At 67.7% G+C, this 21,032-nt stretch carries 18 protein-coding genes and 1 riboswitch; of the genes, 5 read left to right on the top strand and 13 right to left on the bottom strand.

Going from position 1 to position 21,032, the window contains the following annotated elements:
- Positions 1 to 136 precede the first annotated feature (136 nt).
- A complete protein-coding gene (locus tag U4012_RS03805; RefSeq protein WP_321796311.1) occupies positions 137 to 1,141 on the top strand; it encodes a helix-turn-helix domain-containing protein in 1,005 nt (334 codons plus the stop codon).
- A 188-nt stretch (positions 1,142 to 1,329) separates the two neighbouring features.
- Here the strand turns inward: U4012_RS03805 and U4012_RS03800 are convergent, their stop codons facing one another.
- Both U4012_RS03800 and U4012_RS03795 read right to left on the bottom strand, forming a co-directional pair.
- Positions 1,330 to 1,758: a hypothetical protein gene (locus U4012_RS03800; RefSeq protein WP_044848324.1), complete on the bottom strand. Its 429-nt coding sequence runs from the start codon at positions 1,756 to 1,758 to the stop codon at positions 1,330 to 1,332.
- A gap of 51 nt (positions 1,759 to 1,809) precedes the next feature.
- Positions 1,810 to 3,660, bottom strand: a complete 1,851-nt coding sequence (locus U4012_RS03795; RefSeq protein ID WP_321796308.1) for a S10 family serine carboxypeptidase-like protein — start codon at positions 3,658 to 3,660, stop codon at positions 1,810 to 1,812.
- Positions 3,661 to 3,910: 250 nt separating this feature from the next.
- Here U4012_RS03795 and U4012_RS03790 point away from each other — a divergent pair, with 250 nt between their 5' ends.
- A complete protein-coding gene (locus U4012_RS03790; RefSeq protein WP_321796306.1) occupies positions 3,911 to 4,171 on the top strand; it encodes a hypothetical protein in 261 nt (86 codons plus the stop codon).
- A gap of 326 nt (positions 4,172 to 4,497) precedes the next feature.
- Here the strand turns inward: U4012_RS03790 and U4012_RS03785 are convergent, their stop codons facing one another.
- The 8 genes from U4012_RS03785 to U4012_RS03750 form a co-directional block, all read right to left on the bottom strand.
- The gene (locus U4012_RS03785) at positions 4,498 to 6,309 is read right to left on the bottom strand and encodes an ExeM/NucH family extracellular endonuclease (protein WP_321796304.1); all 1,812 of its coding nucleotides are present in this window, start codon (positions 6,307 to 6,309) and stop codon (positions 4,498 to 4,500) included.
- 213 nt (positions 6,310 to 6,522) lie between these two features.
- Positions 6,523 to 7,464: a copper resistance D family protein gene (locus tag U4012_RS03780; protein ID WP_321796301.1), complete on the bottom strand. Its 942-nt coding sequence runs from the start codon at positions 7,462 to 7,464 to the stop codon at positions 6,523 to 6,525.
- Positions 7,461 to 7,841, bottom strand: a complete 381-nt coding sequence (gene copC / locus U4012_RS03775) for a copper homeostasis periplasmic binding protein CopC (RefSeq protein WP_321796299.1) — start codon at positions 7,839 to 7,841, stop codon at positions 7,461 to 7,463. The genes U4012_RS03780 and copC overlap by 4 nt, the downstream gene beginning before the upstream one ends.
- A 14-nt stretch (positions 7,842 to 7,855) precedes the next feature.
- Complete coding sequence (locus U4012_RS03770) at positions 7,856 to 8,203, bottom strand: copper-binding protein (RefSeq protein ID WP_321796297.1); 348 nt, start codon at positions 8,201 to 8,203, stop codon at positions 7,856 to 7,858.
- 73 nt (positions 8,204 to 8,276) lie between these two features.
- The gene (locus tag U4012_RS03765; protein WP_044848319.1) at positions 8,277 to 9,572 is read right to left on the bottom strand and encodes a multicopper oxidase family protein; all 1,296 of its coding nucleotides are present in this window, start codon (positions 9,570 to 9,572) and stop codon (positions 8,277 to 8,279) included.
- A gap of 1 nt (position 9,573) precedes the next feature.
- Entirely contained in the window at positions 9,574 to 11,238 is a 1,665-nt protein-coding gene (locus U4012_RS03760; protein ID WP_321796294.1) for a TolC family protein, read from the bottom strand.
- The gene (locus U4012_RS03755; RefSeq protein WP_321796292.1) at positions 11,235 to 11,540 is read right to left on the bottom strand and encodes a hypothetical protein; all 306 of its coding nucleotides are present in this window, start codon (positions 11,538 to 11,540) and stop codon (positions 11,235 to 11,237) included. Before U4012_RS03755 ends, U4012_RS03760 begins: the two co-directional genes overlap by 4 nt.
- 94 nt (positions 11,541 to 11,634) lie before the next feature.
- Positions 11,635 to 12,021 carry a hypothetical protein gene (locus U4012_RS03750; RefSeq protein ID WP_321796290.1) on the bottom strand — a complete coding sequence of 129 codons (387 nt, stop codon included), beginning with the start codon at positions 12,019 to 12,021 and terminating at the stop codon, positions 11,635 to 11,637.
- Between the two features lie 266 nt (positions 12,022 to 12,287).
- On the opposite strand from U4012_RS03750, the gene U4012_RS03745 reads away from it, so the two are divergent.
- The 3 genes from U4012_RS03745 (at position 12,288) to U4012_RS03735 (ending at position 15,770) form a co-directional block, all read left to right on the top strand.
- On the top strand, positions 12,288 to 12,959 hold the full coding sequence (locus U4012_RS03745; protein ID WP_044848315.1) for a heavy metal response regulator transcription factor: 672 nt from the start codon (positions 12,288 to 12,290) through the stop codon (positions 12,957 to 12,959).
- A complete protein-coding gene (locus U4012_RS03740) occupies positions 12,956 to 14,371 on the top strand; it encodes a heavy metal sensor histidine kinase (protein ID WP_321796287.1) in 1,416 nt (471 codons plus the stop codon). Before U4012_RS03745 ends, U4012_RS03740 begins: the two co-directional genes overlap by 4 nt.
- Before the next feature lie 139 nt (positions 14,372 to 14,510).
- Positions 14,511 to 14,686: riboswitch (yybP-ykoY riboswitch) on the top strand.
- Between the two features lie 73 nt (positions 14,687 to 14,759).
- On the top strand, positions 14,760 to 15,770 hold the full coding sequence (locus U4012_RS03735; protein WP_321796285.1) for a sodium:calcium antiporter: 1,011 nt from the start codon (positions 14,760 to 14,762) through the stop codon (positions 15,768 to 15,770).
- Positions 15,771 to 15,948: 178 nt separating this feature from the next.
- On the opposite strand, the gene U4012_RS03730 is transcribed toward U4012_RS03735, so the two are convergent.
- From U4012_RS03730 to U4012_RS03720, 3 genes are read right to left on the bottom strand one after another with little or no spacing between them, the layout of a single operon-like run.
- Entirely contained in the window at positions 15,949 to 16,317 is a 369-nt protein-coding gene (locus U4012_RS03730) for a copper-binding protein (protein ID WP_321796283.1), read from the bottom strand.
- The gene (locus U4012_RS03725; protein WP_321796281.1) at positions 16,314 to 19,520 is read right to left on the bottom strand and encodes an efflux RND transporter permease subunit; all 3,207 of its coding nucleotides are present in this window, start codon (positions 19,518 to 19,520) and stop codon (positions 16,314 to 16,316) included. The genes U4012_RS03730 and U4012_RS03725 overlap by 4 nt, the downstream gene beginning before the upstream one ends.
- Positions 19,517 to 21,031 carry an efflux RND transporter periplasmic adaptor subunit gene (locus U4012_RS03720; protein ID WP_321796280.1) on the bottom strand — a complete coding sequence of 505 codons (1,515 nt, stop codon included), beginning with the start codon at positions 21,029 to 21,031 and terminating at the stop codon, positions 19,517 to 19,519. Before U4012_RS03720 ends, U4012_RS03725 begins: the two co-directional genes overlap by 4 nt.
- Position 21,032: the final 1 nt, after the last annotated feature.

Below are 21,032 nucleotides of genomic sequence, written 5' to 3'. Positions count from 1 at the left end.
GTATTGCGCCGGCCGGCTTTTCACTATCGGATTTCGGCAAGCGAGGGTTTTCTCCGGGAATCGGGCCGCCGGGGTTTTTGACCGGCGCGCGCAACGGCTACAATGCGTCGATCCGGCCCGCCCCTTCCCGACTCCGATGACGCCGTCCGCCGATCCGAGCGATTTTTCCGGCGCCCCGCCGTTCGCACGCGCGGTGGCGTTCTGCGCGTTCACCGACGTGGAGGAACAGGCGCGGATCTTCGACGGCTGGCATCTCAACTACACGCAGATCTCGGGCGGCCGGTTTCATGGTTCGTCGTCCATCGTGTCGCTCGGCGGCATCCGGCTCCTGGTCGAAGACCTCGACAAGGTGATCCTGCAGCAGGGCGCGGTGCCGTCGGACCGCATCGCGGTGGCCGTGCCGCTGGAACTCGAAGGCCATGCGCGCATGTGCGGCGAGAAGAGCGGGCGCGACAGCCTCCATGTGTTTTCCAGCCAGCCGGTGTTCGAGTTCTATTCGCCCGACCGGCACGTGCTCGTGAACGTCGAGATCGAGCCCGACAAGCTGTCGACGGAGGCGATGCGCACGCTCGCCGCGTCGCTGCGCGCGCGCACCTTCGCGCCGCTGATCCCGATGACGCCCCAGGTCGCGGACCGCCTGCGCGACCTGCTGCGCCACACGATGGCCGCGGCCGCGAAGAGCACGCCGATCGAGGACGTGACGACGCCGGCGCGGATCGAACTGCTCGAACGGACCGTGCTGTATGCGATTTCGGAAGCGATGACGATGCCCGCGCCGGATGCGAACGCCCTCGCGACGCGGCCGACGAAGTACTGGTCGCTCGTCAACGCGGTGCAGGCGCGGCTGCAGGATGCGTCGACGTGCCCGCTGTCGATCGCCGAACTGTGCGTGCAGCTCGGCATCAGCCGGCGTACCGCGCAGTACGCGTTCAACGACACGCTCAACCTGAATCCGATCGCGTACCTGCGCGCGGTCCGGCTGAATCACGTTCGCCGCGAGCTGCGGCTCGGCGGGTCCGTGACGTCGGCCGCGACGAAGTGGGGCTTCTGGCACCTGAGCAGTTTTGCGCAGGACTACCGCGCGATGTTCGGCGAGTTGCCGTCGGCGACGGTGAGGCGCTACGCGCACCGGGAAGGCTGAGCGTCGATCGCGTGAAGCATGACGCGGCTTCGCATTGCCCGCGCATGAACCGAACTTCGATGAAGAAAGCCGCGGCCGAACGTGCGCCGCGGCAGGTTGAAGGCAGGCCGCCGCCGCGGTCGAGCGGCCGGCCCCCATCGGCACCGGCCGACACCGGCCGCCCTCCCGCGCGCGACCTCGCTACACCGTCACTCCTGCTGTTCCTGCTGCGCCTGCACCTGCCGCTGCTGGATGAACTGCCGCACGTCGCTCATCGTCACGCGACCGGTGTGTTTCGCATCGATCTCGTCGAAGTGCTTCGCGACGAACCCGAGCCCGCCGCTCTGCGCCTGCGCTTTCGTCACCGCCGCGCCGTTGCTCAGTACCGTGTTGCCGCCGAGTCGGGCATCGACGCGCTTCTGCGCCTGCTGCTGCAGCGTCGCGCCGGTCGACGGCAATACCGGTGCCACGCGGGTCGAAGGAAAGAACGGGCCGTCGACGCCGTGCCCGCCGCGCGGCAGCTTCACCGGCGCCACCGCCTGCGGCGGCAATGCGTGGGCGCTGCTCATCACGGCACCGAGGACGATCAACGGGGACATACGCCGCATCAAGTTGATTAGGGACATGATCACTCGCATTCAATGGATGAATAGAGGGTTCCTTTTCGCAAGGAGTCCGTCGTTTACGGTTTACGGTGCCGCTGCCAGCGTCGTCGCGGTGGTCGCGCCCGGCGCGGCGCCGGTCGGCGTGCCGGCCGGGTTCTCGTCCGGCCACGGCGGCGGCAGCGTGTGCAGCGTCAGCGCGGTCGGAATCCGCCGGCCCTGATAGAAGAGCTTCAGGTCGCGCTTCATCTGCGGACGGGCCACGTCGTCCAGATACGTCATGTGCCCGCCCTGGAAGAAGTTCACCTGCAGCTTCGGGTTCAGCCCCTTCACCGTCTGCAGCCGCGCGAGTTGCTTCTCGGTGTTGAAGAACGGCGTCGCCAGATCGTGGAGGCCGTTCTCCGCGAGCACCCGGAGCTTCGGATTGAGCTGCAGCGCGCCGAGCAGATCGGGGATCGTGTCGGGCATCGGCTGGCCGTCATGCGAGAAGTCCCACACCTGGATGATGTTGTCGTTCAGCGGCAGGTAGGTCGCGTTCGGCGCGGTGTAGCCGAGGTAGTCGGGCATCTGCGTCGCGAGCGCGTTGGTGAACGGTTGCGAGATCAGGATGTCCGACGGATCGCCGTCCGTTTGCAGCCGCGGGTCGGCGTTCGGCAACGACACGCGTCCGTCGTAGCGGCCGATCGTCGTGCCGGGCACCAGGTTCGTGCCGAACGGATTCGCGTTGAAGTAGTCGCGCAGCGCGTGCTGCGTGAGGCTCGACGGCAACGACCACAGCGTCAGCGTCGCATCGCTCGGGAACACCGGCGTGCCGAGCGCGTCCGGAATGCCGAGCTGGCTCAGCACCCACGACTGCGAGTACTGCTGCAGCTGGTTGTAGATCAGCGTTGTGAACAACTCGGTCTGCAGTGCATACAGATAGGGATTGACCGGCGCCGGCGACACCTGGTTGAAGTACGCCGCGACCGCCGCATAGCCGGGCAGGTAGCCGGCCACGGTATCGGTCTCGAGCAGCAGCCCCTCGGTCGACTGCGTGATCGCGACCGCTTCCACCGCATCGGCGAAGTAGTTCAGGATCGCCGACTGCAGCACGATCCCCGTCAGGTGCACGCCGGCCGATTCGAGCGCCAGCGCGAGCATGTCGGTACGCGGCGTGCCGTACGATTCGCCGTACAGGTAGATCGGCGACGTGCCGCGATTGTTGACGTTCAGGTAGCGCTGGATGAAGTCGCGCATGATGTTGACGTCCGCATCCGAACCCCAGTACTTCTGGTTGGTGTTCGGCAGCACGGCTTCCGACAGACCGGTTCCCGGCGGGTCGATGAACACGAGGTCGGTCGTGTCGATCAGGCTTTCCGCGTTGTCGACGAGCGGATAGTTCGGCCAGTTGCTGCCGAACAGCGGATCGGGTGTGGCGACGCGCGTCGGCGCGAACGAGCCGAGCCGCAGCCAGATCGACGACGAGCCCGGGCCGCCGTTGTAGACGAACGTGACGGGGCGCGGCTTGCCGTTCGTGCTCGGCACCGTGTACGCGACGTACGACATCGACGCTTCCGCGTTGCCGTTCGCGTCCTGCGCGGTCAGGTGGCCGGTGGTCGTCGTGTAGCTGACCGTCGTGCCGCCGGATTGCCACTGGTAATGCATCACCGCCGCCTTCTCCGAGACCTGCGCGGCCGCAAGGCCGTCGGTCGCGTTCATCGAATAGGCGACGGGGTCGACATAAGGCTGGTTCGCCGCCGGCGTCTGGCTGCCGGCCGCCTGTTGCGCGCCGGCCTGCTGGCTGGCGGTGGCCTGCGCGAGGCTCGATGCGCCGACCGACGACGAATCGTCGCCGCCGCAGCCCGCGAGCACCATCGTCACGACGGTCAATGCGCCTAGCCCGGCCAGCCGGCCGCGACGTGCGCGGCGGCTGCCGGTAATGCTCCTGTCTGGTTTCATGCCTCGATCCTTGTGTTGGGTCGGATACCGCTTCACACAGGCCGCCATCGCCGGCGAAAAACGCGCAGGCATACCCGCCACTCGCGTTGCACGGTCGGCAGACGGCGGTTGGGGAATGGACTTCTTCGAGAGACTGAACTTGATACAGACACAGCAAACTGCTGGCGGAGAATGATGCGGGAACGCCGCCCCCTGGCAGTTTCGACGACTTATCGTATTACCAATATTTACGACATGACAAAAATAGGCGGTGCTGCGCCGCGTTGTCAAAGATCATTCCGATATTAAAAAATCTCTTATGATGCGAACGGCGGTCAGTGTCTGGTATTTGAAAGAAAAACGATTGTTCGAACTGGACACGTTGCGTGAATCATTTTTCCTGAAATGCCGTCCGTTTTGCGCAGGTCCCGCAGCGCTTGGCGAGTATTGGAATCGTGCGCAAAAGCCATTCAAATCGACAGGATTTTTCTTTCATTTTAATTATCCGAATTCGATTAGAGCGAATCATTGAATAAAGCCCGACATCATCCATAAAATACCGATTCAGACTATTTGCATGAGGCACGGAGGAATTATTTACTCGGTGTCGGAATAAAACCATCGGATGCACTGAACGGCATTGATGCGCAATACGCGGGTATTCGCAACGAAGAAGCGATCATTCGCGCCACGCGTTCCGGATCGGATTGCGGCGATCGCGAATCGGGCACGTGATGCGTGGAGGAGAGAGAGGCCGGTGAGCGAGCGACAGCGCATGATTTGCGCGCCGCCGCCGACTCACGCGACGACGTGCGGCAGCGCCGCACGCCGTACTTCAGAGGTTCGACGTGGAGGAGATCAGCGCCCGCCGCCCGGCAGCGCGATATCGATCAGCACCGGATCGTGGTCCGACGAACGATACGCATCCGGCGCGTAGAAGGTCTTCTGCTGCTCGGCCGACTTGTACGCGAGCGTGTACTGCAGCGCGAGCGGCTCGTCCGCGTTGATGTGCCATTCGTGCACGGCCTTCACGTGCGATGCGAGCGGCAGCGACGCGAGCGCGTGATCGAGGTAGCCGGCTTCGCCGTTGTACACGTAGCTGTACGCGTTCGCGCCGATCCAGCGCGACACGAGGTTGCGGTAGCCGCGCGATTCGAGCAGGCGGATCGGGTCTTCGTACGTGTAGCTGTTGAAGTCGCCGATCAGCAGCGTGCCCTGCCCCGCGACGCCCGTCGGCGTGCCGGCAAGCCAGTCGGCCAGCTTCGCGGCCGCGCGCGTGCGCGTCGGGTTCCAGCAGCCCTGGCCGTCGCCCTGGTCGAGATCGTCGTTCGCCGCGTCCGGGCAGTTCTTCGACTTCAGGTGGTTGACCGCGATCGTCAGCGCCTGCTTGCCGCCGATCCGGCGGAACGACTGCGCGAGCGGCTGGCGGTTCTTGTCGTCGATCGCGAGCGTCGACGCGCGGCCGACGGGTTCGACCGCGCGGCTGTCGTAGATCATCGCGACCGTGATCGCGTCGCCGCCGAGGCGCGACGTGCCCGGGTCGACCACGCGCCAGTGGCTGCCGAGCTTCGCCGCGAGCTGGCGCACCGCGCTCAGTTCGCCGTAGCCGTTGTTCTGGATTTCCATCAGGCCGATCACGTCGGCGTCGAGCGCCTTCAGCGCGCTGACGATCTTCGCTTCCTGGCGCTGGAATTCCGGGTAGCTCTTCGCGCCGCGGTTGTTCGGATCGTCGAAGCCGCCGCCGAGACCGTTGCCGTTGAAGTAGTTGAGGACGTTGAACGACGCGACGCGCAGGTTCGATTTCGGATCGCGCGTCGGCGCGTTGGTGCGCGGGTTCGCACGCGCGTCGAACGCCGGCGCGGCCGCGCCGGGCAGCGGCTGCACGCGCCATGCGCCGTAACGCACCTCGAGCACGCCTTCGACGTCGCGCACGGTGTAGCCCGAGCGCAGCGTGTTGGCGGCCGACAGTTCGGGCGCCGGATACGGCACGGTCGCCGGGTTCTGCTTGTTCGAGCCGTCGTCGAGGATCAGCCGGTTGCGTGCGTTCGCATCGATCTGCGTCTGTGCCTGCGACGGCGGCACCACGCTCGTCGGCGTGTGCAGGCGGCCGTTGCTCAGCATCACGCTGCCGTAGCGGCCGAGTTCGTAGTTGTCGGTGACGGTGAGCGTCTGCGGCAGGCGCACGCGCATCCCTTCGTACGCGGCGAACGCGTTCGGGTTGTCGACCGGCAGCGTGAGCGTCGCGGGCGTGACCGTCTGGCCGTTCGCGCACACCGCGATCGCGCCCGACAGCGTCAGCTGCGTCTGCCCGTATTTTTCCTCGACCCTGCCGCTCACGTGCACGAGATCGCCGGCCTTCGCGCGCGCTTTCGGCGCATAGACGAACAGCCCTTCGGACACGCCCGGCTGGTTGCGGCGCTGCGCGTCGGCCTGCTGGACAAAGAAGCCGCCGAAGCCGTCCGTGCCGCCGAAATCGGCGGTGACGACCGCTTCGATCGACACGTTCTGGCCGGCGAGCGGCGACGGCGCACCCGGCCCCTGGATGTCGGCGATTGGCGTCGTGCTGCCGCCGCAGTTCGGGCTGACGGGGGCGGCAGTGGCGGCGAAGACCGGTGCGGCAAGCGTGGGAAGCAGCAATAGCGGGGCAAACAGGCGGATTGTCGAGCGCATGGCGGGGAATCCCGGTTGTGAGGATAGCGAAAGCTTAGCGGCGCTCGATGACAGTTGTTAGTAACCGGAAGACAGATGAACGTAATCTTTGACACCGCTGCGCGATGGCGATCGACCGCGCGCCCGCGGTCGAAAAGCGGGAAATCGCCTGATGAATCCCGTCCCCTGTTGCGACGATTTCCCGATGCCGGCTTCGCCCCGCCAACCGTGGAGCTAAACCGTCCCCGGCAACGCGCTCGACACGAGCACGGCAGCCACCATCAGCACGCCGGCCAGCACGACCGCCTCGATCCGCAGCACCGCGCCGAACCGGCGCAACAGGCCGGCCGGCGTCGCGGCGTCCGGGTCCTTCAGCGCCGCCAGCAGCTTCGGCATCTCGAAGAACCGGTTGTGCCCGCCGAGCGCCGCCGCGATCAGTACGAGCGCGAGCTTGAACAGCAGGATCTGTCCGTACGTCGACGCAAGCAGGTTCGCGGGCGTATCGACACCGCGCCAGCCGTTGTAGGCGCCGGTCGCGAACAGCACGATCAACGCATACGTCGACGCATCGGACAGCGACTGCACGAACGAAGCGCCGGTCGCGCGTTCGCTCGTCGGCATGCCGGCAAGACGCGGCATCACGCCGAACGCAGTCACGAACACGAGCCCGACCCACGCGCTGATCGCCAGCAGATGCAGCCAGTCGACCCACACCGGCACGCTGAACAGCCCCGCGTCGACCGGATGCCCGCCGTTGCTGCGCGCGAGTGCGACGCCCGCGAGTGCGGCCCACATCGCGAACGGAAAGCGCGTGTCGTTCGCATGCCGAAGCAATGACAGAAGCACGACGACCGCCGTGAACACCGCACTGGCCAGCCACGCGTGGCCGAAGCCGGTGCCGGCGAGCATCGAGCGGACGGCCGGCCCGGCGTCCAGCATCGACACGTCGCTCATCAGCGCGCAGTGCGCCCAGAACGCGGTGGTGCTCGCGAGCAGCGACACGGCGGACGCGATGCGCAGCGTCGCGACGAGACGCCGCGCGATGCCGTGCTGCCACGCCGACTCGCCGCGCGCGAGCCAGTGGCTGCCGAGCAGCGCGCCGACGACGACGGCGAATCCGGTGTTCTGGATCGCCACCGACACGAGCCTCAGGAGGCCGACGAAGCCCTCGTTCACCCCTTCACCCTGAACGTATAGGTACCCTTGGTGCGATGCGCGTCGGCCGTCATCGCCACCCACTGCACCGTGTACGCGCCGGGCGCGAGCTTCGGGATCGCGACGGTCATCACCCGCGGGTTCGACGCATCGACTTTCGCCTTTTCGTGCGCGACGGCGTTGCCGCTCGCGTCCGACACCTTCACCAAGCTGAACGCCGGTTCGAGGTCTTCGTTGAACGTCAGCCGCAACGTGTCGGGCGCGGTGTCGACCGTGCTGCCCGTCGCCGGCGCGGCGCTTTCCAGCTTGCCGTGCGCGAATGCCGCGGCCGGCACGGCGGCGGCGATCGCGCCGGCCGTGGCGAGGGCGGCCAGCCGCCCCAGAGTGGTGATCTTCATGGTCATGCCCGCCATCACGGCTTCTTCAGCTCGACGACGGTCAGCGCGCCGCTCACGTCCTCGGCGACGAAGTCGACCTTGTCGCCCACCTTCACTTGCGACAGCATCGCCGTGTCCTTCACCTTGAACGCCATCGTCATCGCGTCCATCCCGAGGTTGTCCAGCGGACCGTGCTTGATCGTCAGCTTGCCCGTGCCCGTATCGATCTTGCGGATCTCGCCGTGCGACATCCCGCGCTTCGCGTCGGCGCCCTGCATCGCGCCGCCGCTCATATCCATGCCGGTCATGTCGCCGGCCGCGTACGACGCGGCGGAAAACGCCAGCATGCAACCCGTTGCAATCGAAACCAGTTCCTTCTTCATCGTGCGTGCTCCTGAGTGAATGAAACGAAAACCGGCGGCCGCATCGTCGCGGCCGCCGCATGCTGCCTGCCGCTCAACCGTCCGGCAATTCGCCGGTGTATTCGTACGCGACGGTGCCCCTCGGATGCCGGAACCAGCCCGGATCGCGATAGTCGTTGCGGCCGAGCCCCTGCCGCACCTTGCAGACCGTGAACATGCCGCCCATCTCCAGCGGCCCGAACGGGCCGGTGCCCGTCATCATCGGCAGCGTGTTGTCGGGCAGCGGCATTTCCATGCCGCCCATCGCGCCGCCGGTGCTGCCCATCGCCATGTAGTCGGGCACGAGCTTGCCGATCTTCTGCGCGAGATCCTTCTGCGGCACGCCGATCAGGTTCGGCACCTGGTGGCCCATCGCATTCATCGTGTGGTGCGACTTGTGGCAATGGAACGCCCAGTCGCCCGGACGATCGGCGGTGAACTCGATCGCGCGCATCTGGCCGACCGCGACGTCGGCCGTCACCTCCGGCCAGCGCGCCGCCGGCGGAATCCAGCCGCCGTCGGTGCCGGCCACCTCGAAGCTGTAGCCGTGCAGGTGGATCGGATGGTTCGTCATCGTCAGGTTGCCGAAACGAATCCGCACGCGATCGCCCGCCCGCACCGGCAGCGGGTCGATGCCCGGAAACACGCGCGAGTTGAACGTCCACATGTTGAAGTCCGTCATCTCGTTGACGCGCGGCGTGTAGCTGCCCGGATCGATGTCGTACGCGGCGAGCAGAAAGACGAAGTCGCGATCGACCGGCATCGTCGCGCGATCCTTCGGATGCACGATGAACATGCCCATCATCCCCATCGCCATCTGCACCATCTCGTCGGCGTGCGGGTGATACATGAACGTGCCGTGCGCCTCCAGCTGGAACTCGTAGACAAAGGTCTTGCCGGGCGGGATATGCGGCTGCGTAAGGCCGCCGACGCCGTCCATGCCGTTGGGCAGCCGCAGCCCGTGCCAGTGGATCGTCGTGTGCTCGGGCAAGCGGTTCGTCACGAAGATGCGGACCTTGTCGCCTTCGACGGCCTCGATCGTCGGGCCCGGCGACTGGCCGTTGTAGCCCCACAGGTTCGCGTTCATCCCGGGCGCCATCTCGCGCACGACGGGTTCGGCCGTCAGGTGGAACTCCTTCCAGCCGTTCTTCATGCGCCATGGCAGCGTCCAGCCGTTCAGCGTCGCGACGGGCGTGTACGGGCGGCCGTTGGGCGGCACGAGCGGCGGCTGCGTGCCGGCCTTCGCCATCGTGGGCGCTTCGGGCAGCGATGCCGCACCGGCCTTGCTGACCATCGCCGCACCGAGCAGCGCGGCACCCGAGCCGCTGAGAAATTGTCGACGGGACACCATGTCAATGACCTTCCGGATGCGTTGCGGGCGCCGGTTGCGCCACGGGTGAAGAAGCCGGCCGCGACGCAGCGTCGGGCGTGGATGCGGCGGGAGCGTCCGCGCGTGGCGTTGGCCGTGTTGGCTGTGTTGGCTGTGTTGGCTGTGTTGGCTGTGTTGGCTGTGTTGGCTGTGTTGGCTGTGTTGGCTGTGTTGGCTGTGCTGGCTGTGCTGGCTGTGCTGGCTGTGCTGGCTGCGTTGCCTGCGTTGCCTGCGTTGCCTGCGTTGCCTGCGTTGCCTGCGTCGGCTGCGCCTGCGTTGTCTGCCCAGTCGGCAGGCGGCCGCCGACGGCCGCCTGCAGATCGGTTTCAGCGAGCCAGTAGTCCTTCAGTGCATCGATGTAGCCATTCACCGCGCCGACCTGCTCGCGCGCATCGGCCAGCAGCTCGAACACGCTCGCGAGCATCCCGTTGTAGCGCAGCAGCAACTCGTCCGAGATCGTTCTACGCAGCGGCACGACTTCGTCGCGATAGTGCTTCGCGACGTCGTAGCGCGTCGTGTATGCCGCATACGATTCGCGCACTTCCGAGCGCGCGTCGATGGCCGTCTGCGCGAGCCGGTTCGCCGACTGCATGTAGACGGCCTCGGCCCGCGCGACCTTCGCGCCGCCCCAGTCGAACAGCGGAATCTCCACGCTGATCTCGTAGCCGTGCTCGTGCCCCTTGCCGGTCTCGTAGTTGTTCACGTAGCCGAGATCGACCGCGTTGACGAAGCGTGTCGCCTTGCTGAGCCCGAGCGACGACGCGACGCCCTGCGTCCGCAGCTTCGCGGCCTGGATGTCGAGGCGGTTGTGCATCGCATAGCGCTCGAGATCGGGCAGATCGGGGCGTGCGTTCGGCAGGTCGGGCAAGCGCTCGGGCAGCGCGTACCGCGTGCGCTCGCCCCACAGCCCCATCGCGCGCGTGAGCTTCTCGCGCGCGGCCACCGCCTGCTGCTGCGCCTTCGCCTGCTGCGCGACCGCGTCCGCATGGAACGCCTGTTCGCGTGCGTAGTCGAGCCGGCTGGAATTGCCGGCCTGCCGCATGCGCAGCGCGAGTTCGGCGGCCGCGCTCGCGGCGTCGCGCACCTGTTGCGCATAGTTCGCGGCCTGTTCGGCGGCGACGGCTTCGACATACGCACGGCGCGCGTCGGCCGCGACCGTCAGCATCGCGTCGGCGGTTTCGAGCTTGGTCTGCTCGAAGCGGCGGCGTTCGATGTTCGTCGCGAGCGGCAGCGTCAGCAGCGCGAACACATTGGCCGAGAACGTGCGGCCGAGACTCAGTTCGCCGTCGCCGGCCCGCGTGCGGCTGAACGAGAAGCGCGGATTCGGCAACCGGCCGGCCTGCACGAGATCGGCCTCCGACAGCCCGAGTTCCGCATACGACGCCTGCAGGCCGCGATTGTTCAGCAGCGCAAGCTGCACCGCGTCGTCCATCGACAGCGGTTTCGCGAGCAATTCCTTCGTCCGCTTGTCGACGGCTTCGCGGTCGGCATCGGTCCTGACGATGACCGCGTCCTTCCCGATGCGCTCGGATGCGGCGGACGACACGGCGTCGAAGCCGCCGTCCTTCGAAAACGTCGTGCAGCCGGCGAGAAATGCCAGCGCGAGCATGGTCGCGCCGAATCGCGGTGAAATCGCAAATCGCATCATTGCCCGGCCTCTCCGTGCATCGAATGGGCTGCGCCGCCCGCCGGGTTTCCGGGCTTCGCGTGTCCGGTCGCGGGTCCCTTCGTGGCCCCCTTCGCGGGCCGCTCCATCACGTCCCGGTTCAGTTGCTTCCAGCCCGGGCCGGCGTCGTCGCGATACGGCACGTAGCCGTCGAACGCGGACGTCGTCGTGACGTCCGGCACCGACGCGGCCGCATCGACTGGATCGGGAAAGGCGGTTTGCGCGGGCGCGAGCGACGGCACGAGGCTCGCCGCGCCAAGCAGCGCCGCAATGATCAATCGCATGGATGTTTCTCGTCGTGAGTCGTGAGTCGTGCGGCGGACGTCGGGCGTTCGCCGGCACCGTTTGTGGATCGCGGCCGGTGGCCGCGGGCAGGGACTAGACGGAAATCCGGCGCGGCGGCCTGTCGATGCCGCCGGTCAGGAACGACACGACGACGGTCGAAGGCGCGAAAGAGACGATTGCGGTACCGATGTCCGACGTAACGGGCACCGCGGGCACCGCCGCCATGCCCGTGCCGAAACAGCAGGATCCGCAGGCGGAACAAGGCGTCGCATGCCGCGAGTGGTTGTCGTGCTCATGCGGTTCGCCGTGCATGCGCTGCATTGCAGGCGACGCAGCGGGCGCAGCGGCGCTCGCCCCATGCTCCGCATGCGGCACCGCAGCGACCGTGCCCGCGCACTGCATCGACCCGGTCGCGAACGACTGGAGCGGCACGCACAGCGCCAGCAGCACGACGAGGATGAATTTGCGCCAGTACGACATGGATGCGGAATCAGGCAGACAATGAACGGATGAACGGGAGCGGCGCCGCGACGGCGCGCTCCGGACACAAGACGGCCGCAGCTTATCGCCGCCGGCGTGACGACGACATGGCCGAAACATGACCGGATTTTCATGAAGGGCGGCACGGCATCGCACGCGCGCCGGATGACAATCCCGTCATCCTCCGGTCATCTTTCGCGCACGCGCGGCGCCGTAAGCTCACGCGTTACACTGACCGGCCGGAATCACCAACGGCCTGCACCACCATGCGGATACTGATAGTCGAAGACGAACCCAAGATGGCGTCGTACCTCCGCAAGGGGCTGACGGAGGCGAGCTACACGGTCGACGTGGCCGAGAACGGCCAGGACGGGCTGTTCCTCGCGCTGCACGAGGATTTCGATCTCGTCGTGCTCGACGTGATGCTGCCGGAACTGGACGGCTTCGAGGTGCTCCGGCGCCTGCGCGCGCAGAAGCAGACGCCGGTGCTGCTGCTGACGGCCCGGGAGGCGATCGAGGACAAGGTCACGGGGCTCGAACTGGGCGCCGACGATTACCTGCTCAAGCCATTCGCGTATGCGGAGTTCCTCGCCCGCATCCGCTCGCTGCTGCGGCGCGCGCCGCGCAATGCGCGCGAGATCCTGCAGGTCGCCGATCTGGAAGTCGACCTGATCAAGCGCCGCGTGCGGCGCGCCGACACCCGCATCGACCTGACCGCGCAGGAATTCGCGCTGCTGCAGCTGCTCGCGGAACGCGAGGGCGAGGTGCTGACGCGCACCTTCATCACGTCGCAGATCTGGGACATGAATTTCGACAGCGACACGAACGTCGTCGATGCGGCGATCAAGCGCCTGCGCGCGAAAATCGACAACGCGTACGAGAAGAAGCTGATCCACACGATCCGCGGCATGGGCTACGTGCTCGAGGATCGCGCGTGACCGGCGGCCCCGCTCCGTATTCGCTGCTCCGGCGCCTGACGCTCGCGTTCGCGGCCGTGGCCGCGCTCGTGTTCGCGCTGACCGGCGCGTACCTGTACCGCTCGCTGTCCGCCGAATTGACCCGGCGCGACGACATCGAAATCGCCGGCAAGCTCGACCAGTTCCTGCAGCTCGCGCGGGCGAGCGGCTCGACCGCCGCCCTGCGCGCCGACCCGGCCGTCTTCCATGAAGTGCTGCTGTCGCATCCGGGCGTCTATCTCGGCATCTACGACGGCGCGAACCGCCCGCTCGTCGAACACACCGACGCAGCCGGCCACACGCTCGCGTCGGTGATCGCACGGCCGCAGCCGGCCGGTGCCTCGCGCGCGGCCGCCAGCCCGTTCAGCTGCGCGCCGCCCGGCATCGGCCCGTCGCGCTGCGTGCGTGCACGCGCCACGTTGCCGTCGGGCGAAACCGTCCAGGTCGCGGTGGCGCGCACGGCTGCCGATCGCCAGTCGCTGCTCGAAAGCTATCGCGTCGACATCTGGCTCGCGGCCGCGCTCGGCGCGCTGCTGGTCGGCGCGCTCGGTTACGCGGTCGCGTCCCGCGGCCTGCGTCCGGTCGAGAGCCTCGGCCGGCAGACGTCGCGCATCGAGGCGCACAACCTCAACGCGCGTCTCGACGCACGCGGCGGCCCGGTCGAGTTGCGCGAGCTCGCCACCTCGGTCAACCGGATGCTCGACCGGCTCGAGCGCGCGTTCGTGCGGCTGTCGCAGTTCTCGTCCGACCTCGCGCACGACATGCGCACGCCGCTCGCGAACGTGATCAGCGCGTCGCAGGTCACGCTGTCGCGCGCGCGCACCACCGAGGAATACGAAGCGCTGATCGATTCGAACATCGAGGAATGCGAACGGCTGCAGCGGATGATCGAGAACATGCTGTTTCTCGCGCGCACGGACAACGCGCGGCAGCACCTGAAGACCGCCGAACTCGACGCCGGCAACGAACTGCGTCGGCTCGCGTCGTATTTCCAGGCGCTGGCCGACGAGGCCGGCGTGCGGCTCGACGTGCGCGGCGAAGCGCCGGTCGTCGCGGACGCGACGCTGTTCCGCCGCGCCGTCAGCAACCTCGCGTCGAACGCGCTCGAACACGCGGAAGCCGGGTCGACGATCGAGCTGGCCGTCTCGACCCGGCCCGGCTTCGCGGTCGTCGAAGTCACGAACCGCGGCGTGGCGATTCCGCCCGAACAGATCGAGCGGATCTTCGAGCGCTTCTACCGGATCGACTCGTCGCGGCACGGCGCGGCGCGCAACGCGGGGCTCGGGCTCGCGATCGTCAAGTCGATCGTCGAACTGCACCGCGGCAAGGTCGAGGTCGTGAGCCAGGGCGGACGCACGACGTTCGCGCTGTATTTCCCGGCCGGCGCTGCATGACACGCGCGTGACGCCGCCGCGCGCGCACACCGATTGCTTCCTGGAATGGCATGTGCGTCCGGCAGAAGGCGGCTTACCATCCCGAATGAAGCGGCATGACCGCACACGCTTGCCGAAAGCGGCCGGCTCGGCTAGACTGCCCTTCGTCTTTGGGGAGTAGCCTGCTTTCCATCCCCGGAAAGCGAATGCGTCAACACACTCGGCCTGCGGCCGTGGCGTATTCGGCCGTATCGGTCTGGCGAGACCATCGACGCATCGCGTCGTTCCTGGTCGGACGTCGGCAGATGCGTCATGGTTCGTCCACGTCCGACCACGGAGTCCCCATGTTCCTCCTGGCTTCCCTCTCGCGTTTCGCCACTGCCCGCCTGCCTGCCTGCGGAGGTGCCGCATGACCTTGATGCTCGTCGAACTGGCGTTCATGCTGATCGTCATCCTGGTCGCGGCCGAACTCTTCACGAATGCGCTCGAACATCTCGGCGAACGGCTGAAGATTTCCGAGGGCGTGACCGGTTCGCTGTTCGCCGCCGTCGGCACCGCGCTGCCCGAAACGATGGTGCCGCTGCTCGCGCTCGCGGGCGGCACGTCGAACGCGGCGGTCAACGAGGAGATCGGCGTCGGCGCGATTCTGGGCGCGCCGCTGATGCTCGCGACGCTGACGACCTTCCTGATGACGCTCGCCGTGATCCGCTCGCGCGGACTGACCGGCACGATCGCGCCCGAGCGGACCGGCTTCGTGCGCGACCTGAACTACTTCATCGCCGCCTTCGCGCTCGCCACCGTCGCGATGTTCGTCCCGCATCACGTGTGGGCGGTCCGCGCGCTGCTCGCCGCGATGCTGGTCGGCATCTACGTGATGTACGTCGTGATGACGTTCCGCGCGTCGACCCGGCTCGTCGATGCCGGGCACGGCACCGAGGCGCCGCACGCGATGTTCCTGTCGCGCGTCGGGCTGCCGACCAACCTTGCGACCATCGCGCTGCAGCTCGCGCTCGGCGTCGCGCTGCTCGTCGGCGGGGCGAAGGGCTTCATCCACGGCGTCGAAGGCGTGTCGCACCTGCTCGGTATTTCCGCGCTGCTGCTGTCGCTGATCATCGTGCCGATCGCAACCGAGTTGCCGGAAAAGGTCAACAGCGTGCTGTGGATCCGCCGCAAGAAGGACACGCTCGCGTTCGGCAACATCACCGGCGCGATGGTGTTCCAGGGCACGCTGCTGCCGGCGATCGGCATCATGCTGACGCCGTGGGAGCCGCGCCCCGAAGTGCTGACCGGCGTGGTCATCACGCTCGCGGCGGCGGTCTGGCTGCGTGTCAATGCGCGTGCGCGCGGGCTCGCGATCTGGGCGCTGCTGGCGAACGGGGCCGGGTATGTCGGTTATCTGTTCGTGACGTTGACGCGCTGAAGACGCTGAAGACGCTGAATGCGTTGAAGGCGCTGAAGGTGCTGAAGGTGCTGAATGCGCTGAAGACGCGGATCGGGCGCGTCGCCCGACAGGCGTACGCCCCCGAACGCTGCCCTCGTAACCGCACTGCGCTTGACGACGCTCGATGCGGGCGGCCATGCCGCCCGCATCCCCGCGCTTACGACGCCTTCACGAGCCTGACGATCGTCAGCGTGCCGTTGACGTTCTCGACGCGGACCTTCACCTTGTCACCCGCATGGACCTCGGCGAGCATAGCTGCGTCCTTCGCCTTGAACGCCATCGTCATCGGCGGCATCCCGACGTTCTCGAGCGCGCCGTGCTTCAGCGTGATCTTGCCGCTCGCAGCATCGACCTTCTTCACTTCGGCATCGGTCAGCGCGGCGTGCGACTCGGCCGCACCGCCCGACGACATCTTCATGCCGGACATGTCCATGCCCGGCATGTCGCCCGCGGCGAGCGCGGGAACGGCGAACACGCCGGTCGCGAAAACGGCAGTGACGGTGGCGATCAGTTGATTCATCTTCATCGGGATTCTCCAGTTGAGGTGGACGGCACGTTCATGCCGTGAGGAACTGCATCGGAATGCCGCTGACGGCTTGCACCTCGCGCACGACGGCGCTGCAGCAGAAGCCACGCGGCGGGAATGACGAACATCGACAGCAGCGGCGCGGTGATCATGCCGCCGACCATCGGCGCGGCGATGCGCTGCATCACTTCGGAGCCGGCGCCGTGTCCGACCATGATCGGCACGAGGCCGGCCAGCACGACGGCGACCGTCATCGCTTTCGGCCGCACGCGCAGCACCGCGCCTTCGCGAATCGCGTCGAGCAGCACGGCATCGGTCAGCGGCGCGCCGGCGTCGACGCGGCGCTGCAGCGCGCCCTTCAGGTACAGCAGCATCACGACGCCGAACTCGGCGGCCACGCCCGCAAGCGCGACGAAGCCCACCGACGTCGCGACCGACACCGCGTGGCCCAACGCCCAGACGAGCCAGAAGCCACCGATCAGCGCGAACGGCACCGTGGACATCAGCAGCAGCGCATCGGCCGCGGAGCCGAACGTGACGAACAGCAGCACGAAGATCACGACGAGCGTCACCGGCACCACGGTGCGCAGCGTCGCCGCCGCGCGTTCGAGATACTCGAACTGTCCCGACCACGCGATCGAATAGCCGGGCGGCAATGCGACCTGTTGCGCAACGACCTGCCGCATCGCACGGACTGCCGTACTCAGATCGGTGCCGCGGATATCGACGTACACATAGCCGGACAGCCGCGCGTTCTCGCTGCGGATCATCGGCGGCCCGTCGGCGATCGCGATGCGCGCGACGTCGCCGAGGCGGATCTGCGCGCCGCGCGCGGTGACGACCGGCAGTTGCCGCAGGTTCTCGAGCGAATCGCGGAGCTCGCGCGGATAGCGCAGGTTGATCGGGAACCGCTCGCGCCCCGCGATCACTTCGCCGACATCCTCGCCGCCGATCGCCGACGACACCACCGACTGGATGTCGGCCACCGACAGCCCGTAGCGCGCGGCCGCGAGCCGGTCGACGTCGACGTCGAGGTAGCGGCCGCCGTTCAACCGTTCCGCGAGCGCGGACGTGACGCCCGGTACACGTTTCACCGCCGCCTCGACCTGCGTCGCGATCGCGTCGATCCCCGCCAGGTCCGGCCCGGAAATCTTCACGCCGACCGGCGTCTTGATGCCGGTGGACAGCATGTCGAGCCGGTTGCGGATCGGCGGCACCCACACGTTCGACAGGCCCGGCACCTTCACCGTGCGATCGAGTTCGTCGACGAGCTTCTCCGGCGTCATCCCCGGCCGCCATGCGCTGCGCGGCTTGAAGCGGATCGTCGTTTCGAACATCTCGAGCGGCGCGGGATCGGTCGCCGTATCCGCGCGCCCCGACTTGCCGAACACCGTGTCGACCTCGGGCACGGTCTTGATCAGCCGGTCGGTCTGCTGCAGCAGTTCGCTCGCCTTGTCGGCCGAGATGCCCGGCAGCGCGGTCGGCATGTACAGCAGATCGCCTTCGTCGAGCGGCGGCATGAACTCGCCGCCGAGACGCGACAACGGCACGGCCGTCAGCAACAGCGCGGCGATCGCGACGCCGATCGCGCGCCACGGGCGCTGCAGCGTCGCTTCGAGCAGCGGCCGGTACACGCGGGTCAGCACTCGGTTGATCGGGTTCGCGTGCTCGGGCGGAATGCGGCCGCGCACGAGATACCCCATCAGCACGGGCACCAGCGTCACCGACAGCGCGGCCGCGGCGGCGATCGTATAGGTCTTCGTGAACGCGAGCGGCGCGAACAGCTTGCCTTCCTGTCCTTCGAGCGAAAACACCGGCACGAACGACAGCGTGATGATCAGCAGCGAGAAAAACAGCGCCGGCCCGACCTCCGCGGCCGACGTCGCGACGAGTTCCCAGCGCCGCGCCGTCGTGATCGGCTCGCCGGGATGCGCGTGGCCGTATGCCTCCAGATGCTTGAGCGCGTTCTCGATCATCACGATCGCCGCATCGATCATCGCGCCGATCGCGATCGCGATGCCGCCCAGCGACATCAGGTTCGCGTTCACGCCCTGGTAGCGCATCACGATGAACGCGGCCAGCACGCCGAGCGGCAGCGACAGGATCGCGACGAACGCGCTGCGCAGGTGGAACAGGAACACCGCGCAGACGATCCCGACGATCACGAACTCCTCGATCAGCTTGTCGCGGAGGTTGTCCACCGCGCGCTCGATCAATTGCGAGCGGTCGTAGGTCGTGACGATGTCGACGCCGGGCGGCAGCGATCGCTTCAGGTCGGCGAGCTTCGCCTTCACCGCGTCGATCGTCGTCAGCGCGTTCTTGCCCGAGCGCATCACGACGACGCCGCCCGCCACCTCGCCCTGCCCGTCCAGCTCCGCGATCCCGCGCCGCATCGCCGGGCCGACCTGGATGCGCGCGACGTCGCCGAGCAGCACCGGCGTACCCGCGTCGTCGGTGCGCAGCACCACGTGCCGGAAGTCGTCGAGCGTGCGCAGGTAGCCGGACGAACGCACCATGTACTCCGACTCGGCCAGCTCGACCACCGAGCCGCCCGATGCCTGGTTGGCCTTGCCGAGCGCGTCCGCGACCGCCGCCTGCGTGATGCCGTACGCGCGCAGCTTGTCCGGATCGAGCACGACCTGGTACTGGCGCACCATCCCGCCGACGCTCGCCACTTCCGAGACGTCCGGCACGGCCTTCAGCTCGAACTTCAGGAACCAGTCGTTGAGCGTACGCAGTTGCCCGAGGTCGTGACGCCCGGTGCGATCGACGAGCGCGTACTCGTACACCCAGCCGACCCCGGTCGCATCCGGCCCGAGCGACACGGTCGCGCCCGCGGGCAGGCGGCTCTGCACCTGGCTCAGGTATTCGAGCACGCGCGAACGCGCCCAGTACGGGTCGGTGTGGTCGTCGAACAGAACATAGACGAACGCGTCGCCGAACGACGAGTACGCGCGCACGGTCTTCGCGCCCGGCACGCCGAGCAGCGTCGTCGTCAGCGGATAGGTGACTTGGTCCTCGACGACCTGCGGCGCCTTGCCCGGATACGACGCCTTGACGATCACCTGCGTGTCCGACAGGTCGGGCAGCGCATCGAGCGGCGTCTGCCGCAGCGCATGCACGCCCCACGCCGCGATCAGCACGGTGGCGAGCAGCACCAGGAAGCGGTTGCGGACGGACCAGCGAATCACGTGCGCGATCATCGCGTGCCTCCCTGCGGCTCGACCTTCGTCAGCCGGTAGCCGTCGTCGCGCTGCACGAACGCGAACCGCACCGTCTGGCCAGCCTTCACGTCCGGGAACGCGTGTGCCGACGGCTTGCCGAACGCCATCGTCATCGCGCCCCAGCCGAGTGCCGGCACCGGCTGGTGCGAGAACGTGATGTCGTCGTCGGTGACTTGCTCGACCTTGCCGGTGGTTTCGTACACCGGCGCGGCCGCGGCGGCCGGCGCTTGCGCCGCGCTCGCGCCCGCCGCGCCTTCCAGCCGCGGCAGCACGCTTTTCAGGCTCGCTTCCGAATCGATCAGGAACTGCCCCGATGCGACGACCGTATCGCCTTCGCTCAACCCGTCGAGCACTTCCGTGTCGCCGCCGACGTCGTTGCCCACCGTCACCGGCACAGGCCGGAGCCGGCCGTCGCCCGTCTTCACGATGACGATCGTGCGCTTGCCGGTCGCGATCACCGCTTCGGACGGCACCAGCAGGCGCGACACCGCCTTCCGCGCCGCGACATGCACGCGCATCAGCATGCCGGGCGTGAGCCTGAGCGCCGCATTGTCGATCTCCACGCGCGCCTGCAGCGTGCGGCTGCCCGTGCTGATGCCGGGCAGCACTTCGCGGATGCGGCCGGTGAAGTGCCGCGCCGGATCGCCCGCGAACGTCGCGTCGACCGCCATCCCCGGCTGCACGTTCAGCGCGAGCGCTTCCGGCACCTCGACGATGAGCCAGAGCGTCGACAGCCCGGCGATCTTCGCGAGCGTCTGTCCCGGCGCGACCATCGCGCCGTCCCGCACGTTCAGTTCGCTGACGACGCCGGTTTCCGGCGCGCTCAGCACGACGTGCGTCTGCGCGCGGCCGGTGCGATCGAGCGCGGCGATCATCGCGTCGGGCATCGACAGCGCACGCATCCGCGCGCGCGACGCATCGAGCAGGCTGCCGTCCATCCCGCCCCGCTTGAGCGCGAGATATTCCTCCTGCGGCGCGAGCCATTCCGGCACGAACAGCGACGCGATCGGCGCGCCCTTTTCGATGCGCTGCATCGGCGCCCGTGCGTAAAGCCGGTCGATGTAGCCGGTGACGCGCGACTGCACGACGTCCGCGCGCGATTCGTCGAATTGCGTGGTGCCCACCGCATCGAAACCGTCCGCCGTCTGCTGCCGGCGCACGGTCGCATAGCGGATGCCGAGGTTCTGCTGCAGGCCCGGATCGATCCGGACGCCCCGTGCATCGCCGCCCTCGTCCGCATAGACGGGCTGCAGTTGCATGTCCATGAACGGCGATTTCCCCGGTTTGTCGAAGTGCTGGTTCGGCACCATCGGGTCGTGCCAGTACAGCACCTTGCGTCCTGCCTGCGAATCGGGCGTGCCTGCCGCCGCGACGGCAGCCGCTGCCGCGCCGCCCGATGCATGGCGCATGCCCGCGACATAACCGGCGCCGAGCAGCGCCGCGCCCGCGCATGCCAGCAGCACCGCACGCGCCAGTGATTGCTTCGTCATG

It is taken from the genome of Burkholderia sp. BCC1988 (assembly GCF_905339895.1).
GTDB lineage: Bacteria > Pseudomonadota > Gammaproteobacteria > Burkholderiales > Burkholderiaceae > Burkholderia.
The sequence above is the reverse complement of the archived record's forward strand: the minus strand, read 5'-3'. Positions and strand labels throughout refer to the sequence as shown.

Bases quoted from the DNA above. Each gene is read 5' to 3' on its own strand.
- U4012_RS03805 (WP_321796311.1), top strand. From the start codon at position 137: ATGACGCCGTCCGCCGATCCGAGCGATTTTTCCGGCGCCCCGCCGTTC.
- U4012_RS03800 (WP_044848324.1), bottom strand. From the start codon at position 1,758: ATGCGAGTGATCATGTCCCTAATCAACTTGATGCGGCGTATGTCCCCG.
- U4012_RS03795 (WP_321796308.1), bottom strand. From the start codon at position 3,660: ATGAAACCAGACAGGAGCATTACCGGCAGCCGCCGCGCACGTCGCGGC.
- U4012_RS03785 (WP_321796304.1), bottom strand. From the start codon at position 6,309: ATGCGCTCGACAATCCGCCTGTTTGCCCCGCTATTGCTGCTTCCCACG.
- copC (WP_321796299.1), bottom strand. From the start codon at position 7,841: ATGAAGATCACCACTCTGGGGCGGCTGGCCGCCCTCGCCACGGCCGGC.
- U4012_RS03770 (WP_321796297.1), bottom strand. From the start codon at position 8,203: ATGAAGAAGGAACTGGTTTCGATTGCAACGGGTTGCATGCTGGCGTTT.
- U4012_RS03765 (WP_044848319.1), bottom strand. From the start codon at position 9,572: ATGGTGTCCCGTCGACAATTTCTCAGCGGCTCGGGTGCCGCGCTGCTC.
- U4012_RS03760 (WP_321796294.1), bottom strand. From the start codon at position 11,238: ATGATGCGATTTGCGATTTCACCGCGATTCGGCGCGACCATGCTCGCG.
- U4012_RS03755 (WP_321796292.1), bottom strand. From the start codon at position 11,540: ATGCGATTGATCATTGCGGCGCTGCTTGGCGCGGCGAGCCTCGTGCCG.
- U4012_RS03750 (WP_321796290.1), bottom strand. From the start codon at position 12,021: ATGTCGTACTGGCGCAAATTCATCCTCGTCGTGCTGCTGGCGCTGTGC.
- U4012_RS03745 (WP_044848315.1), top strand. From the start codon at position 12,288: ATGCGGATACTGATAGTCGAAGACGAACCCAAGATGGCGTCGTACCTC.
- U4012_RS03735 (WP_321796285.1), top strand. From the start codon at position 14,760: ATGACCTTGATGCTCGTCGAACTGGCGTTCATGCTGATCGTCATCCTG.
- U4012_RS03730 (WP_321796283.1), bottom strand. From the start codon at position 16,317: ATGAAGATGAATCAACTGATCGCCACCGTCACTGCCGTTTTCGCGACC.
- U4012_RS03725 (WP_321796281.1), bottom strand. From the start codon at position 19,520: ATGATCGCGCACGTGATTCGCTGGTCCGTCCGCAACCGCTTCCTGGTG.
- U4012_RS03720 (WP_321796280.1), bottom strand. From the start codon at position 21,031: ATGACGAAGCAATCACTGGCGCGTGCGGTGCTGCTGGCATGCGCGGGC.